This is a genomic window from Aggregatibacter sp. HK296 (genome assembly GCF_980469475.1).
In genome coordinates this window covers 1,646,464-1,661,702 of record NZ_OZ413142.1, presented here as the reverse complement: position 1 = coordinate 1,661,702, position 15,239 = coordinate 1,646,464, and the positions used below count along the sequence as shown (strand labels likewise).

17 protein-coding genes are annotated in these 15,239 nt (G+C 42.6%); 10 read left to right on the top strand and 7 right to left on the bottom strand.

Annotation, left to right across the window (positions count from 1 at the left end):
* Positions 1-63 precede the first annotated feature (63 nt).
* The 9 genes from AC30SH_RS07825 (at position 64) to AC30SH_RS07785 (ending at position 7,385) form a co-directional block, all read left to right on the top strand.
* A complete protein-coding gene (locus AC30SH_RS07825; protein ID WP_314310925.1) occupies positions 64-864 on the top strand; it encodes a class I SAM-dependent methyltransferase in 801 nt (266 codons plus the stop codon).
* A 418-nt stretch (positions 865-1,282) separates the two neighbouring features.
* Positions 1,283-2,230 carry a magnesium/cobalt transporter CorA gene (corA, locus tag AC30SH_RS07820; protein ID WP_048750024.1) on the top strand — a complete coding sequence of 316 codons (948 nt, stop codon included), beginning with the start codon at positions 1,283-1,285 and terminating at the stop codon, positions 2,228-2,230.
* 15 nt (positions 2,231-2,245) lie between these two features.
* A complete protein-coding gene (locus AC30SH_RS07815; RefSeq protein ID WP_314885870.1) occupies positions 2,246-2,806 on the top strand; it encodes a YggT family protein in 561 nt (186 codons plus the stop codon).
* Between the two features lie 26 nt (positions 2,807-2,832).
* Positions 2,833-3,126 carry a DUF167 family protein YggU gene (yggU, locus tag AC30SH_RS07810; RefSeq protein WP_109859314.1) on the top strand — a complete coding sequence of 98 codons (294 nt, stop codon included), beginning with the start codon at positions 2,833-2,835 and terminating at the stop codon, positions 3,124-3,126.
* A gap of 118 nt (positions 3,127-3,244) precedes the next feature.
* Positions 3,245-3,904: an NAD(P)H-dependent oxidoreductase gene (locus AC30SH_RS07805; RefSeq protein WP_314310920.1), complete on the top strand. Its 660-nt coding sequence runs from the start codon at positions 3,245-3,247 to the stop codon at positions 3,902-3,904.
* Positions 3,905-3,973: 69 nt separating this feature from the next.
* Complete coding sequence (locus AC30SH_RS07800) at positions 3,974-5,947, top strand: LTA synthase family protein (RefSeq protein WP_314885868.1); 1,974 nt, start codon at positions 3,974-3,976, stop codon at positions 5,945-5,947.
* Between the two features lie 231 nt (positions 5,948-6,178).
* Positions 6,179-6,469, top strand: coding sequence for a hypothetical protein (locus AC30SH_RS07795; RefSeq protein WP_048750016.1), 291 nt, complete (start codon positions 6,179-6,181; stop codon positions 6,467-6,469).
* Positions 6,470-6,624: 155 nt separating this feature from the next.
* A complete protein-coding gene (locus AC30SH_RS07790; RefSeq protein ID WP_212510730.1) occupies positions 6,625-7,215 on the top strand; it encodes a sigma-70 family RNA polymerase sigma factor in 591 nt (196 codons plus the stop codon).
* The gene (locus AC30SH_RS07785; protein WP_462804181.1) at positions 7,212-7,385 is read left to right on the top strand and encodes an anti-sigma factor family protein; all 174 of its coding nucleotides are present in this window, start codon (positions 7,212-7,214) and stop codon (positions 7,383-7,385) included. Before AC30SH_RS07790 ends, AC30SH_RS07785 begins: the two co-directional genes overlap by 4 nt.
* Before the next feature lie 50 nt (positions 7,386-7,435).
* Here the strand turns inward: AC30SH_RS07785 and dprA are convergent, their stop codons facing one another.
* The 6 genes from dprA to lexA form a co-directional block, all read right to left on the bottom strand.
* The gene (gene dprA, locus AC30SH_RS07780; RefSeq protein ID WP_212510323.1) at positions 7,436-8,551 is read right to left on the bottom strand and encodes a DNA-processing protein DprA; all 1,116 of its coding nucleotides are present in this window, start codon (positions 8,549-8,551) and stop codon (positions 7,436-7,438) included.
* A gap of 214 nt (positions 8,552-8,765) precedes the next feature.
* Positions 8,766-9,215, bottom strand: coding sequence for a 50S ribosomal protein L9 (rplI, locus tag AC30SH_RS07775; protein ID WP_006716790.1), 450 nt, complete (start codon positions 9,213-9,215; stop codon positions 8,766-8,768).
* 15 nt (positions 9,216-9,230) lie between these two features.
* Entirely contained in the window at positions 9,231-9,461 is a 231-nt protein-coding gene (rpsR, locus tag AC30SH_RS07770; RefSeq protein ID WP_005541294.1) for a 30S ribosomal protein S18, read from the bottom strand.
* A gap of 12 nt (positions 9,462-9,473) precedes the next feature.
* The gene (priB, locus tag AC30SH_RS07765; protein WP_109432648.1) at positions 9,474-9,800 is read right to left on the bottom strand and encodes a primosomal replication protein N; all 327 of its coding nucleotides are present in this window, start codon (positions 9,798-9,800) and stop codon (positions 9,474-9,476) included.
* Entirely contained in the window at positions 9,787-10,164 is a 378-nt protein-coding gene (gene rpsF, locus AC30SH_RS07760) for a 30S ribosomal protein S6 (RefSeq protein ID WP_005555822.1), read from the bottom strand. The genes priB and rpsF overlap by 14 nt, the downstream gene beginning before the upstream one ends.
* Before the next feature lie 151 nt (positions 10,165-10,315).
* The gene (gene lexA / locus AC30SH_RS07755) at positions 10,316-10,939 is read right to left on the bottom strand and encodes a transcriptional repressor LexA (protein ID WP_006716824.1); all 624 of its coding nucleotides are present in this window, start codon (positions 10,937-10,939) and stop codon (positions 10,316-10,318) included.
* A gap of 212 nt (positions 10,940-11,151) precedes the next feature.
* Between lexA and plsB the strand changes: the two genes are divergently transcribed.
* Entirely contained in the window at positions 11,152-13,593 is a 2,442-nt protein-coding gene (plsB, locus tag AC30SH_RS07750) for a glycerol-3-phosphate 1-O-acyltransferase PlsB (RefSeq protein ID WP_212510324.1), read from the top strand.
* 124 nt (positions 13,594-13,717) lie between these two features.
* Here plsB and ffh read toward each other — a convergent pair whose 3' ends face one another.
* Positions 13,718-15,097: a signal recognition particle protein gene (ffh, locus tag AC30SH_RS07745; RefSeq protein WP_212510325.1), complete on the bottom strand. Its 1,380-nt coding sequence runs from the start codon at positions 15,095-15,097 to the stop codon at positions 13,718-13,720.
* Positions 15,098-15,239 lie beyond the last annotated feature (142 nt).

The following is a 15,239-nucleotide window of genomic DNA, read 5'->3' as shown; positions in this document are numbered from 1 at the left end:
TCAAAGAATATAGCAATGCAGTAAAATCTATCGCCAAAATCCACCGTACTTTAGGAAAATACAATGACTTTCTACGATATTGATTTTAATGCCCTCTACAAACAACATCTTATTGCTTGCAACCATTACAATTTACCACCGGAGAAATGGGACAAGAAAGCCGTCAAAATGGCGGAAAATCTGGTGGGGAAAGCCAGCCGTTATAACCAACAATTACTGGAAACCATGCAGGTGCAACCTGACGAAAGCGTTCTCGATATCGGTTGTGGCCCGGGCACCTTTGCCATTCCTTTGGCACAGCAAGGCAGTCAAGTGTATGCCTTGGATTACAGCACGGGGATGTTGGATGTGTTGGCGGAATATAAACAAAAATTGCAGCTGGAAAATTTAAATCTGATTCGTCGTTCTTGGGCGGAGAATTGGGACGATGTGCCACAAGTGGATGTGATTTTGGCATCACGTTCTACCTTAGTGGATGATTTAGATGACATGATCGAGAAACTTTGCGCTAAAGCGAAAAAACGGGTGTATCTCACTTCCGTGACGCAGCGCCATTTCTTAGATGAAGGCGTATTTTCCGCCATCGGGCGTGATGATATTGGTTTCCCGACCTATATTTACCTGCTCAATCGGCTTTACCAAAAAGGCATTCAAGCCAACCTCAGTTTCATTGAAACGGAATCCGGCCGTTTTATGGGCGAAACCTATGAAGATTTGTTGAATTCCGTGGAATTTTCACTTGGTCCGTTGAACGACAAAGAAAAACAAGGATTATTTGCATTTTATCGTCAAAAACAACAGAACAACGAAGCCATCGAACACGGGCAACGCAAATGGGCGTTAATTTGGTGGAATGTGGCTTAAAAGTGCGGTGCAATTTTGAGGTGTTTTTTCACTTTAAAAGGTTATTCGGCGAAGGGGATTTTTTCGCCTTCGCCTTGACGAATCAGGCTTTCAGGCGTAACATTGCGCGCGATTTAGTAACATGAGGACACACACTTTGGACAGTCACAGTCGATACCGAACGGAGTTTTCACTGTAACTATCGCCTTTCTCACTTATCGGCGATGGTTTCGTTGGTAAGTTTCTTTTACCTTCTCTTTTTCGGCATCTTTTCGTCAAACGAAATTTGCAACATATTCTTTCATTACAGCTTTCTTTACTTGTCGTTAAAAAACGCATCTAAAAACGACCGCACTTTTGATCGTGATTGCTTGTAATATTCCTTTCGTTTGCCGTCGTTCACTGCCATGTGCATAGTCCAATACGGGAGTATGACAAAATGATAAATGCTTTTGCCCTTGAGGACGCTCGCTTGGTTCGTATTGATGAAACCACCGAGCCGTTAAACACCGCGATTTGGCTTGATTTAATTGAACCAACCATTGAAGAACGTGAGACCTTGCAAGAAAATCTAGGTCAGAGTTTAGCCTCTTTTCTTGAATTGGAAGACATCGAAGCATCTGCGCGTTTTTTTGAAGACGAAGACGGTTTGCACTTGCACTCCTTCTTTTATTGTGAAGATGAAAATGACTATGCGGATTTAGCCAGCGTGGCGTTCACCATTCGTGACGGGCGTTTGTTTACTTTGCGTGACCGCGAATTACCGGCGTTCCGTTTATATCGTATGCGTTCTCGTAATCAGCGTTTAATCGAATGTAACTCCTATGAATTGTTGTTGGATTTATTTGAGACAAAAATCGAGCAACTGGCTGATGTGATTGAAAACGTGTATGCGGATTTGGAAAAATTAAGTCGCGTGGTATTAGACGGCACTCAAGGGGAAGCTTTTGATGAGGCTTTGGCAACTTTAACAGAACAAGAAGATACTAGCTCTAAAGTACGTTTGTGTTTGATGGATACGCAGCGCGCCCTTAGTTTCTTAGTGCGTAAAACTCGCTTGCCGGCAAATCAGTTAGAACAGGCGCGTGAAATTTTACGAGATATTGAGTCTTTGCAACCGCATAATGAATCCTTGTTCCAAAAAGTGAACTTCTTGCTTCAAGCTGCGATGGGTTTCATTAATATTGAGCAGAACCGTATTATTAAAATCTTCTCCGTTGTGTCGGTCATTTTCCTCCCGCCAACATTGGTGGCTTCCAATTACGGCATGAACTTCAACGATATGCCGGAACTTGGGTTTAAATTTGGCTATCCGATGGCGTTGGGGTTAATGGCATTGGCGGCGTTTGCACCCTATTGGTATTTCAAACGCAAAGGCTGGTTATAATTTTAAGGAAAAAGCATGAATTCAATTCAATTTTTGATTGCGACTGTGATCAGTGTTTATAGCTTTATTTTAATCTTACGTGTTTGGTTCCAGCTAGCGCGAGTAGATTTTTATAATCCTTTGTCACAAGCTTTAGTGAAAGCGACACAACCTGTTGTCGCGCCTCTCAGTCGGTTCGCGCCAACAGTGAAAGGTGTGAATATTGCTGCGTTATTGGCATGTTTGATTTTGGGATGGGTAAAATTTCCTTTATTAAACTTTTTTGGGACTATCGCAGGCGCTTCCTTATTTGAATATGCCGTGATTGGTGTATTAAGTGTGGTGCACAGCATTGGTGAGGCTATTTTCTATGTGTTGTTAGTAGGGGCCATTTTAAGCTGGTTTAATCGTGCTGCCGGTCAAACACAATATTTGTTGTACCAATTAAGTGAACCAGTGCTTCGTCCGATCCGTAAAGTTCTACCTAATGCCGGTATGATTGATTTTTCACCAATGGTGGTAGTTTTTATCTTGTATTTACTCAATCGTGTACTCTATGACATCTTCGGTGGTCTTTGGGCTGTGGCAGCGTTTTAAGCTAACGACATTTTAGGAATATCAATATGGCGGCAGTAGAACGAAACGGCGATGATTTGCGCCTTAGAATCTTTTTACAACCCAAAGCCGCCAAAGATCAGATTGTCGGTTTGCATGATGATGAATTAAAAATCAGCATTACCGCACCTCCTGTGGATGGACAAGCCAACGCCCATTTACTCAAATTCCTCAGTAAACTTTTCAAAGTGCCCAAAAGTAGCATTATGCTGGAAAAAGGGGAGCTTAATCGACATAAGCAGGTTCTCATTCCTTGCCCTAAGGCGATTCCGCCACAAATTGAAGCTTATTTAACCGTGTAAAAGTGCGGTCAAAAATCCATATGTTTTTTACTGGACAAATATCAAAATAAGCGGAGAATGAGCAAGCAAATTGCAACTTATTCTTATTTCTCATTATGTTATTGTAAAGGAGACATTTATGAGCATCACTAAACAACAAGTATTAGATGCCTTCCATTTTCGCTGCGCAACGCGTTATTACGATCCCGAGCGCAAAATCAGCAAAGAAGATTTTGACTATATTTTAGAACTTGGTCGCCTGTCGCCAAGTTCCGTCGGATCCGAGCCATGGCAATTTTTAGTGGTACAAAATCCCGAATTACGCCAAGCCTTAAAACCGGTGAGTTGGGGCATGGCAACGCAGTTAGATGATGCCAGCCATGTGGTGGTGATTTTGGCGAATAAACATATGCGTTACGATTCTGAGGATTTTCGCGCAAACCTTGCACGTCGCGGCTTAACGGAAGAGCAAATGCAAGCCAATATGGCAACCTATCAACGCTTTCAAACAGAACACATAAACGTGTTGGAAAACGACCGCACTTTATTTGACTGGGCAAGCAAACAAACCTATATCGCCCTTGCCAACATGATGACGGGCGCCGCCTTAATCGGTATCGACAGTTGCCCGATCGAAGGGTTTAACTATGCCGAAGTCAACCGTATTTTGGCGCAAACCGGTGCGTATGACGCAGAAAAATATGCGGTGTCCGTTGCGGTGACTTTCGGTTATCGTGCCAAAGACATTCGTCCGAAATCCCGCAAGCCACTCAATGAGATTGTTCATTGGATCGAATAATTTTTTCTCAAATCCGCTCTTTGTTGTCATGGCTTAAAAGAGCGGGTTTTTTATGTTTTGGAGACTGACATGTCACGATATTTATTTACGAAAGGCAGACCTCGTTCGTTGCTCTTTCCGATTTTTTTCTTTTCTTTGATTAATCTCATCGTATTTACCCTGTCTCGCCTCGGCTTGTCTTTATGGCAACAAGAACGGGTCAGTGCCGTTAATGGTTGGGGCGAGTTGTTTTTGCAAGGGCTACGCATGGACGTAGTATCTTTGTGTTATTTATTTGGCGTGCCGGCGTTATTGACCGTGTTGCTATATCATCAAAACGCGTTAGGGCGCATTTGGCAGCGTATTTTGCGTTTCTGGTTGACGGCAGGCAGTGTGTTTATTGTGTTTATGGAACTGGCGACACCGGCATTTATTGAAACCTATGATTACCGCCCGAATCGTCTGTTCATCGAATATTTGATTTACCCGAAAGAAGTGTTCTCCATGTTGATGGAAGGGCATCTAAGTGCGGTCATTTTTAGCCTCATTTTTACCCTTATTGCTGTGGTGGTGTATTGGAAACTGGCCGGTTGGGCGGTGCGCAATATCACGCCAATGCGTTGGACGTGGCGACCTGTGGTGGCGTTATTGGTGATTGCCTTGAGTTTTCTTGGCGCACGTTCCAGTTTTCAACACCGCGGAATCAACCCGGCCATGGTGGCGTTTTCTTCTGATGCCATGGTGAACTCTTTGGTGCTAAATTCAGGTTATTCCGTCATTTATGCGGCGCAACAATTTAAAGACGAAGGTACGTCTTCCGAAGCCTATGGCAAAATGGAGGTGGAAGAAATGCTTTCCATTGTGAAAAACAGCGGCAGTCGCCCGGCAGACGCCTATATTTCCAAAGATATTCCAACTTTGACCCGTAACCAAGCCACTTACCAAGGCAAACCGAAAAATATCGTGATTGTATTGGAGGAAAGCCTTGGGGCGCAATTTATCGGTACGCTAGGTGGTTTGCCATTGTCGCCCGAATTTGACAAGTTGGCACAGCAAGGCTGGTTATTTGATAATTTATATGCCACCGGTACCCGTTCCGTGCGTGGTATTGAAGCCGTTACCGCCGGTTTTACCCCGACACCGGCTCGTGCAGTTGTGAAATTGAATAACAGTCAAAATGGTTTCTTTACCTTGGCACAACTATTAAGCCAACGGGGGTATGACACGTCCTTTATTTACGGTGGGGAAAAGCATTTTGATAACATGGCGGGCTTTTTCTACGGTAATGGTTTTAAACGTATTATCGACCAAATGGATTATCAAAACCCAAGCTTCACCGGGACTTGGGGCGTGAGTGACGAAGACTTGTTCACCAAAGCCAATGAGACCTTTACCCAATTACACAAAGAAGGCAAACCGTTCTTTAGCCTCGTGTTCAGCTCCAGCAACCACGATCCATTTGAATTCCCGGATGGCAAAATCGATCTGTACGAACAGCCAAAAGCCACGCGCAACAACGCGGCAAAATATGCGGATTATGCGATTGGGCATTTCTTTAAGCTAGCGAAAGCCTCCAATTATTGGCAAGACACGATTTTCTTAGTGATTGCCGACCACGACTCTCGTGTCGCCGGTGCCAGCTTGATGCCGATTAAGCATTTCCACATTCCGGCATTGATTTTGGGCGAAGGCATCGAACCGCGTCGCGATAACCGTTTGGTCAGCCAATTCGATATGCCGACCACCTTGCTTTCTTTGGCTGGTATTAGTGGCGACTACCCAATGATCGGTTATGACCTCACCAAACCGAACGATCCAAACCGCGCCATTATGCAGTACGACCAAGTGCAGGCACTGATGCGCGGCAATGACGTGGTAATTCAATTCCCAAAAGTCGGTGCCAAAACTTATCGTTACGACAAAGCTACTGAAACTTTAACGGAAGCGGAAGTGCCGCAAAGTATGGTCAAAGAAGCCTTGGCGCACGCGCTGTTAGGCAGCTACTTGTATAAACATCGTTTATACACAACGCCGGAAATTAAACAGGCGGAAAGTAAGCGCTGATTTTAAGAGGAAAAGTGCGGTGGAAATTCACGATGGATTTTAACCGCACTTTTTTGTTTTCTGTCATCGCAGCTTATTTCCTCTTCCCATCCCCTCTTTTTTCATAAAAATTTTTGTAAGAAATTGTCGGCGAGTTCCGTCTAATCAGCATGTAGGAAAGCATTCGTTTTCTTACGGTTTTTCTTAATCAAAAAATTTCAACACATCTTAATAGGATTAAAGGAGTTTCTTATGAAAAAAATGACATCATTCGTAACATTAGCCGGTGTTCTTGGCATGGCAATGGCTTTTCAAGTTTTTGCTGAAATGAAAAGTATGCAACCAATGGAACAGCAAATGGAACATAAAATGGACAGCATGAAGGATGCCAAGCCGATGATGGACAAGAAAATGGATGATATGAAAGAGGGAAAATCGATGAAACACGATATGAAGAAAAAGATGAAAGAAGGTAAAAAGATGATGGAAAATAAAATGAACCAGGGCATGAAAGAAGCTGAAGCAATGAAGCCAAAAATGTAACTTTTAAATGATAAGGCTTGTGCTAAACAAGCCTTTTCAAAAAGCACATCATTCATATCTATGAATTCTGCGGTATGGCTTTCTTTGTGAAAGAGGGAGGATTATGATGAATGCCTGCAAGTACAGATAAAACGGATTTTCTTATGTCTTCAACGATGCCGTTGGCTTTTCAATTGATTTCATCTCAGCAAATACAAGAGATTCGGGAGCAAATGTTAAAATTTGCACTGCTGCAGTTGCGCGACAAGGATTTGGCGGAAGATGTGGTGCAAGAAGCCCTGACAAAGGCGTATCAGCATGCTGCGTCATTTAAAGGTGTGGCAGCATTAAAAACGTGGTTTTTTGCCATTTTGAAAAATCAGATTATTGATTTGTTGAAGTATCGGCAGCGTGTACTTACCGTTTCGGAAGTCAGTGATGACGATGACCCGAATGCGTTTTTTGATCAAGAAGGGCACTGGGATCGTAGTCGATTTTTACCCTCAACTTGGGAAGAACCTCAAGAACAGGCATATAAAAAAGAGTTTTGGATTATTTTTGAAGCATGCCTGGATCATCTGCCGGCACAGCAAGCGCGTGTTTTTATGATGCGAGAATATTTTGATATGCAAAGTGAACAAATTTGCCAAGAATGTGATTTATCCATCTCTAATTTGCACGTGTTGCTATACCGCGCCCGCTTACAATTACAAGCATGCTTGTCCCGCCATTGGTTTGATCATACGGATAACGCAGGAGAGAAATGATGAAATGTAATCAAGTCACCAAATTTATCTCAATGCACCAAGAAAAACCCCTGTCCTTATTAACACAAGGTCGGGTGTATCTGCATTTGGCTATTTGTCCGTACTGTCGCGCATTTGCTAAAAATTGTAAAAAAATGCATAAGTTAATGCATGATTTCTCTGAACAATAAGCATCGATTGTTTCTTATTCTGAGGATTTTGATGTCTTTTGAGGGATAAATTAAGTGCGGCGGTATAACCCGTTTTCACTGTAAATCAGTTCTTGAAGTTCTAATTCTAAAAGCTGAATAAGAAGTTGCTCCACCGACAAATTGAGTGTGCTAGAGAGGGAATCAATGCTGATTGGCGTATACCCAATCGCTTGATAAAGTTCAGGATAAGTAGGTGGTACCTTTTCCTCTTGTTGCGGAGAAATGGCCGTTGGGGAAGAAAAGTGCGGTCTATTTTTCAGGTGTTTTTCCCATGCCATTTGTGGTGCAAGGTTTTCTAAAATATCTTCTACATTTTCTACTAGCATCGCGCCTTGTTTAATAAGTTTATGGCAGCCTTGGCTAAATTGACTTTGGATATTGCCGGGTAGAGCAAAAATTTCTCGGTTTTGTTCCAGAGCATAACGAGCGGTGATTAAAGATCCGCTACGTTCAGTGGCTTCGATAATTAACGTTGCGAGAGATAATCCGCTAATAATGCGATTACGGCGGGGAAAGTTTTCTGCGATAGGCGGTTGCAACGGGAAAAACTCAGAAACTAACGAACCACCTTGCTCAATGATGTGTTGTGCTAATTTACGGTGTTTCGCCGGATAAACCTCTTCCAAACCACTCCCTAATACCGCGATAGTCGGCTGTCTCAAATCTACAGCGGCTTGATGGCAAAATCCGTCAATGCCTAAGGCGAGCCCACTGGTAATGATCAAACCATTGGTTGTTAGTTCTGAGGCAAAATACTTTGCCCAGTATTCCCCATAACTAGAACATTGGCGACTGCCAACGATAGCAATCTGTGGGTGAGATAAGGTGGATGTTTCACCTTTGACGAATAACACAGGTGGCGCGCTGTCAATTTGTTTTAATTGCTCAGGATAGTCCGGATGATAATAATCAAGAATATGATTTCCTTCTTTTTCTCTCCATAAAAGTGCCGGTTCAATATAGCGTTTTTCAGGATTGAACCACGCTTGGATTTGTTGGGCATTCCAACCTATATGTTTGAATGCGGTAACATCGTAATCTTGTAAATCAGATAAATTTACTTGATCAAGTATTTTTTGAATTGAGGTTGGGCCTAGTTTCGGAATTTGTAATAGGCGAAGTAAAAGAGGTAAATGGTTCTTCATGTTCTTCTGTGATTCTTTTTAAAGCAAAATTATACGAAGAACAGAAATAAGGAAGATAAAAAGGGAATAAGTTTTGCGATCAGGATCGTAATTTAAAAAGAAAGAGGATAAAAATTAGGAGAGGTGGGGGAGAAATATTATTTTTTATTACCGCACTTTTTAGTGTCAAATAAAAAACCCGGCAGGATAGCCGGGTTTTTCTTTTCGCACTGAATTATTCAGCAACGATAATCACGTTCAAGTGAGAGAAAACTTCGCCATGGAATTGGAAAGTTACTTCATGTTCACCAAGAGTACGGATTAAACCGTTTGGTAAACGAACTTCACTTTTCGCCACTTCAACGCCTTTTGCAGTGATTGCATCAGCGATGTCACGGGTACCGATAGAACCGAATAAACGACCTTCGTCACCTGCTTTAGACGCGATGGTTACAGAACCTAATGCTTCTAAGCGTGCTGCGCGGTCAACAGCAGCGGCTAATGCTTGTGCTGCTTTTTCTTCTAATTCTGCACGACGTGCTTCAAAGTGTTCAATGTTAGCTGCGGTTGCCATAACTGCTTTACCTTGTGGGATTAAGAAGTTACGTGCATAGCCGGATTTAACATTTACTTGATCGCCCACTTTACCTAAGTGTGCAATTTTATCTAAAAGAATTACTTGCATTTGACCTTCCCCTTCTTAGTGATGATGCGTGTCAGAGTAAGGTAATAACGCTAAATAACGAGCGCGTTTGATTGCGCGAGCTAATTGGCGTTGGTACTTCGCACGAGTACCGGTAATGCGGCTTGGTACAATTTTGCCGCTTTCAGAAATGTAGTTCTTTAATGTAGCGATATCTTTGTAATCGATTTCAACAACATTTTCCGCTGTGAAACGGCAGAACTTACGACGACGGAAATAACGTGCCATTTGGCTGGTCTCCTAATCTATAAATTCGATTTGCTCGGCATGTAAGACTAATTGCGTTGACCCATTATTTAACTGATGGGTGGTTAGAAAACCTTGAATTAAGACTTTGTTGCCGACCGTAATGCCTTGAGTTTTTTCTACTAATTGATTGCCGCTTACCTGAACCGGAATTTTGCACCAAGCTTGTCTGCTTAAATTGGCTTCCACTTGGTTTGAACGATGTTCCAATAAAAATTGGCAATGTTCGATTCCGTTTGGGCTTTTGCGCCGTCTAAGATTACCGGTAACGATACCAATAATGGATAAACGGTTTTCAATGTTCAAATTACTCTTCAGCATCCTCAAAATCGTTGGATTCAACTTCAGTTAAAGCTTTACGATCATCTTTTGCTTTAACCATTGGGGACGCTTCGGTTACGGCGTGCTTAGTGTGAATAACAAGGCTGCGCAATACAGCATCGTTATAACGGAAAGTCGTTTCTAGCTCGTCGATTACTTGTTGAGGCGCTTCTACATTCATAAGCACATAGTGTGCTTTATGTAATTTGTTAATTGGGTATGCTAATTGACGGCGACCCCAATCTTCTAGGCGATGAATTTGACCGCCGGCTTCTTTTACAGAACCGGTGTAACGTTCAATCATGCCCGGTACTTGCTCGCTTTGGTCCGGATGAACCATAAACACGATTTCGTAGTGACGCATTACTGCTCCTTACGGGTTAATCAGCCTCCAACGTAAGACCAGTCACCAATCTTGTGGAAGCAAGGAACTAATTCGGATGTGACTGAGGGCGCAAATTATACACGGAAAGCTGGTTTTTGCAAGAAAAGTGCGGTCGATTTTTCCGGTGTTTTTACATCCAAGCATTATTACGAATAATGCCGACAGCGATACCCTCAATTTCGAATTGCGTCGGTTGAGTCAAATCCACGACAATCGGGGCAAATTCCTCGTTCTCGGCATGTAAATAAACCGTTGAACCTTTGCGCTCCAAACGTTTTACTGTGACTTCGTCTTCAATGCGGGCAACGACAACTTGTCCGTTGCGTACGTCCTTGGTGCTGTGGACGGCTAATAAGTCACCGTCCAAAATGCCGATGTCTTTCATGGATTGACCATAAACTTTGAGTAGAAAATCCGCTTGTGGTTTAAACATAGTCGGATCAACATGATATGTGCCTTCAATATGCTGTTCCGCTAAAATCGGTTCACCCGCGGCTACGCGCCCGATTAACGGTAATCCCGGTTCTTCTTGCCCATTATCTTCAAGCAATAAGCGAATACCACGGGATGTGCCGGAGACAATTTCAATCACGCCTTTCTTTGCCAATGCTTTTAAATGTTCTTCAGCCGCATTTGGAGAGCGAAATCCCAATTCTTTAGAGATCTCCGCCCGAGTTGGTGGCATGCCGGTTGTTTCAAGATGGTGTTTCAGAAAATCATAAACTTCCTGTTGCCGAGCTGTAAGTGGTTTCATAAAATCACCCTGTTATTTTATACATAATTAACTGGTATTATATACAGAAAAACTTGGGGCGCAACCTTTCTTTTGTTGAAATATAAATCGAATCAGAGGCTTATCCTAGAATTGTGTTGTTCGTCACTAATTCTATGAAGTTTTTATGCTAAACTAGCGCCAATTTTGCACAAAGTATGTGAAATAACGTTAATTATACAAGGACATTTATTATGGCTGGTTTTCTGAATGCTTACCGGAAATTACTTGAATTGCCATTGTCGATTTTAGTAAAAAATAATCCGATTCCTCATCATCCTATTGAAGAACTAGAACTAAATATTTCCCAACCTATCGTTTATGTGTTGCCTTATACATCACAAACCGATTTTGTGATTTTCCGTAAAAACTGTTTGAGTGTGGGCTTGCCGGATCCTTTAGAACAAAATGAAATTAATGGCAATTTATTACCTCGCTTTGTTTTTTTAGATGAAGGTCGCCGTTTTTTTAAATCGAAAGGCGCCAAAAAAGAAACGATCACTGTTTTCAATAAATATTTGGAATTGCACCGCACTTCACCGGATTTAGACGTGCAGTTAATTCCTGTTTCGGTGTTATGGGGAAGAGCTCCGGGGCGTGAAGATCAAACGGGCTTGCCAAACTTACGTTTGTTAAACGGGCTACAAAAAACAGTCGCGGCATTATGGTTTGGACGTGACACCTTTGTGCGTTTCTCTCAAGCGGTGTCTTTACGTTATATGACTCGTGAACATGGATTTGATCAGAAAATTGCACAAAAATTAGCTCGTGTAGCCAAAATGCATTTTGCTAAGCAGCGAATTTCGGCGACCGGTCCGCGCTTGCCAAATCGCCAAGCCATGTTCAATAAATTATTGCAACTGCCGGTGATTTTAGCGGCAATCGAAGACGAAGCGAAAAGTAAGAACATCAGTAAAGAGAAAGCGTATAAAGAAGCTGAAAAGATTCTGGATGAAATTGCGGCGAATGTGAGCTATGAAAGTTTACGTGTAGCGGATCGTTTCTTGCGTTGGTTGTGGAACAAATTGTATCAAGGAATTCAAGTAGAGAATGCGGATCGCGTGCGTAAACTGGCGTTAGAAGGCCATGAAATCGTGTACGTGCCTTGTCATCGTAGCCACATTGACTATTTATTGCTTTCCTATGTGTTATATCACCAAGGTTTGGTGACTCCGCATATTGCCGCAGGAATTAACCTTAATTTCTGGCCGGTTGGTGGGATGTTCCGCCGTGGTGGGGCATTTTTCATTCGTCGAACCTTTAAAGGTAACCGCTTATATTCTACGATTTTCCGTGAATATTTGTCGGAGTTGTTCCATCGTGGGTATGCGGTGGAATACTTTATTGAAGGTGGGCGTTCACGTACGGGGCGTTTACTTGCACCAAAAACCGGTATGATGTCCATGACATTACAGGCATTACAGCAACAACAGAGCCGACCGATTACGGTTGTGCCGGTGTATGTGGGGTATGAACACGTTTTAGAAGTGGACACTTACGCCAAAGAATTACGTGGTGCGGCGAAAGAAAAAGAAAATGCCGGCTTGGTATTACGTGTGATTAAAAAATTGCGTAATTTGGGCAAAGGCTATGTGAATTTTGGTGAGCCTATTACGTTAAATGCTTATTTAAATCAAAACTTCCCGGAATGGAAAGAGCCACCGGAAGATCGCCCGCAATGGTTTAACAAAGCTGTCGATGCGGTTTCTCATCAAGTAATGGTGAACATTAATAAAGCCGCAGCAGTGAATGCGATGAACTTAACCGGCACGGCATTATTGTCTTCCCGTCAACGTGCACTTTCTCGTGAGCAATTGTTAGAGCAACTTTCCAGTTATCAACAATTATTGCAAAACGTACCATATTCTGACGATATTGTTGTTCCGGCTGAAAAACCGGAAATTATGCTGGATCATGTGTTAAGTCTGGATCGAGTCGGTATTTTGGTGGAGAAAGACAACTTCGGTGAAATTGTCCGTTTGGAACGTTCTTCAGCCGTGTTAATGACCTACTACCGCAATAACATTCAACACTTATTTGTGTTGCCATCCTTGGTCGCAAGTATTGTGTTGCATTACGAAGGTATTCAAAAGGATTTAGTGTTAGATGCCGTGCTTAAGATTTACCCGTTCTTGCGTAGCGAATTATTCTTGCATTTTACGGAAGAAAATCAGATCGTACAGCGTGTAGAGCAAATCATTAACGAATTTCAACGCCAAAATATTATTAAGCACAGTGAGAATATGCTGACAATCAATAAGCCGAATATTCGGATGTTGCAACTTTGGTCTGCCGGTGTACGTGAAATCTTACAACGCTATTACATTACAGTGAATTTACTGCAAAATAATCCATTGATTTCCCGTGCAGATTTGGAAAAAGAAAGTCAGTCTGTGGCACAACGGTTGTCTGTCCTACATGGCATTAATGCACCTGAATTCTTTGATAAAGCGGTTTTCTCAGCCTTTACGAATAGTTTAAAAGACCAAGGCTATTTCAATGAAAGCGGCAGTGCAAATACCGAAAAATTGCATGTATTAGCAGAGATTCTAACCCATCTGATTTCAACGGAAATTTGCTTAACGATTAACGGTGCCGTGACAAAAGTAGAAGAGAAAGAACACAACGAAAGTTAAGAAACAGAATAATAAAAGTACGGTCATAAAAAACATTATTTTTCTCGACCGCACTTTGGTTTCTTAAATTATTTGTTAATAAAAAAGTCATCTTCCTTTAGATGGCTTTTTCTTTGCGTCTGAGTTAACGTCTAAACATTCCGCCTAATCCGCCGAGCCCGCCGCCCATTAAGCCTTGCATGCCACGCATCATTTTGGCCATACCGCCTTTACGCATTTTCTTCATCATGCGTTGCATTTCGTCAAATTGTTTGAGTAGCTTGTTTACATCTTGCACCTGCGTGCCGGAACCAAGAGCAATGCGACGACGGCGAGAGCCTTTGATGATGTCCGGATTCGCGCGTTCTTTTAAGGTCATGGAATTGATGATGGCTTCGAGTTTGTTGAACATTTTGTCGTCCACCTGATTTTTCACATGATCCGGCAGGTTTTTAGCGCCTGGTAATTTTTCCAACATGGACATCATGCCACCCATTTTTTTCATTTCGCGTAATTGTTCGCGGAAATCTTCTAAGGTGAAATCGTCGCCCTTTTTGAATTTTTGCGCCATTTTTTCCGCTTTTTCACGGTCAACGGAACGTTCTAAATCTTCAATTAAGGAAAGCACATCACCCATGCCAAGAATACGTGACGCCACACGATCCGGATGGAAGGGTTCTAATGCATCGGTTTTTTCACCCACCCCGAGGAATTTAATCGGCTTGCCGGTGATTTGACGAATCGATAGTGCGGCACCGCCACGAGCATCGCCATCCACTTTGGTGAGAATGACACCGGTAAGCGGTAAGGCTTCATTAAAGGCTTTTGCCGTATTCGCGGCATCTTGACCGGTCATAGCATCCACGGTGAAGAGTGTTTCAATTGGATTTAACACTGCGTGAATCTGCTTGATTTCATCCATCATTTCACTATCAACGTGCAAACGACCGGCGGTATCCACGATCAGCACATCGTAGAATTTTAATTTCGCGTCTGCCAACGCGGCTTTCGCAATATCTACCGGCTTTTGTTTCACATCTGACGGGAAGAAATCGACATTACCCCCTTGAGCGAGGGTTTCTAATTGCTTAATCGCCGCCGGACGATAGACGTCGGCAGAAACAACAAGCACTTTTTTCTTATGACGTTCACGCAGAAATTTGGCCAGTTTACCCACGCTGGTGGTTTTCCCTGCTCCTTGCAGACCCGCCATTAAAATCACGGCAGGCGGTTGGGTAGCCAGATTTAAACTTTCGTTGGCTTCACCCATCGCCGCTTCTAATTCGGCTTGGACGATTTTGACGAATTCTTGTCCCGGGGTAAGGCTTTTATTGACTTCCACCCCAATGGCACGTTCTTTTACATTGTTAATAAAATCGCGCACGACCGGCAACGCCACATCAGCTTCTAACAATGCCATGCGAACTTCGCGCAAGGTTTCTTTAATGTTATCTTCGGTTAAACGACCTCGACCGCTAATATTGCGTAAGGTTTTGGAAAGACGATCGGATAAATTCTCAAACATAATATTTCCTGTGGTTAAATCGGAAAGGTATCATCGGTAAAATGCCGTTCATTATACTGAAATTCCGCGCATTTTCACGTCAAATAAAGTCGTGGCGATTTTAGCTTGATCTCGTTAGAATAAAACGCCAACAAAACAAAGG

Excerpts from the sequence above, each read along its gene's own strand:
- AC30SH_RS07825 (WP_314310925.1), top strand. The coding sequence starts at position 64 with ATGACTTTCTACGATATTGATTTTAATGCCCTCTACAAACAACATCTT.
- corA (WP_048750024.1), top strand. The coding sequence starts at position 1,283 with ATGATAAATGCTTTTGCCCTTGAGGACGCTCGCTTGGTTCGTATTGAT.
- AC30SH_RS07815 (WP_314885870.1), top strand. The coding sequence starts at position 2,246 with ATGAATTCAATTCAATTTTTGATTGCGACTGTGATCAGTGTTTATAGC.
- yggU (WP_109859314.1), top strand. The coding sequence starts at position 2,833 with ATGGCGGCAGTAGAACGAAACGGCGATGATTTGCGCCTTAGAATCTTT.
- AC30SH_RS07805 (WP_314310920.1), top strand. The coding sequence starts at position 3,245 with ATGAGCATCACTAAACAACAAGTATTAGATGCCTTCCATTTTCGCTGC.
- AC30SH_RS07800 (WP_314885868.1), top strand. The coding sequence starts at position 3,974 with ATGTCACGATATTTATTTACGAAAGGCAGACCTCGTTCGTTGCTCTTT.
- AC30SH_RS07795 (WP_048750016.1), top strand. The coding sequence starts at position 6,179 with ATGAAAAAAATGACATCATTCGTAACATTAGCCGGTGTTCTTGGCATG.
- AC30SH_RS07790 (WP_212510730.1), top strand. The coding sequence starts at position 6,625 with ATGCCGTTGGCTTTTCAATTGATTTCATCTCAGCAAATACAAGAGATT.
- AC30SH_RS07785 (WP_462804181.1), top strand. The coding sequence starts at position 7,212 with ATGATGAAATGTAATCAAGTCACCAAATTTATCTCAATGCACCAAGAA.
- dprA (WP_212510323.1), bottom strand. The coding sequence starts at position 8,551 with ATGAAGAACCATTTACCTCTTTTACTTCGCCTATTACAAATTCCGAAA.
- rplI (WP_006716790.1), bottom strand. The coding sequence starts at position 9,215 with ATGCAAGTAATTCTTTTAGATAAAATTGCACACTTAGGTAAAGTGGGC.
- rpsR (WP_005541294.1), bottom strand. The coding sequence starts at position 9,461 with ATGGCACGTTATTTCCGTCGTCGTAAGTTCTGCCGTTTCACAGCGGAA.
- priB (WP_109432648.1), bottom strand. The coding sequence starts at position 9,800 with ATGCTGAAGAGTAATTTGAACATTGAAAACCGTTTATCCATTATTGGT.
- rpsF (WP_005555822.1), bottom strand. The coding sequence starts at position 10,164 with ATGCGTCACTACGAAATCGTGTTTATGGTTCATCCGGACCAAAGCGAG.
- lexA (WP_006716824.1), bottom strand. The coding sequence starts at position 10,939 with ATGAAACCACTTACAGCTCGGCAACAGGAAGTTTATGATTTTCTGAAA.
- plsB (WP_212510324.1), top strand. The coding sequence starts at position 11,152 with ATGGCTGGTTTTCTGAATGCTTACCGGAAATTACTTGAATTGCCATTG.
- ffh (WP_212510325.1), bottom strand. The coding sequence starts at position 15,097 with ATGTTTGAGAATTTATCCGATCGTCTTTCCAAAACCTTACGCAATATT.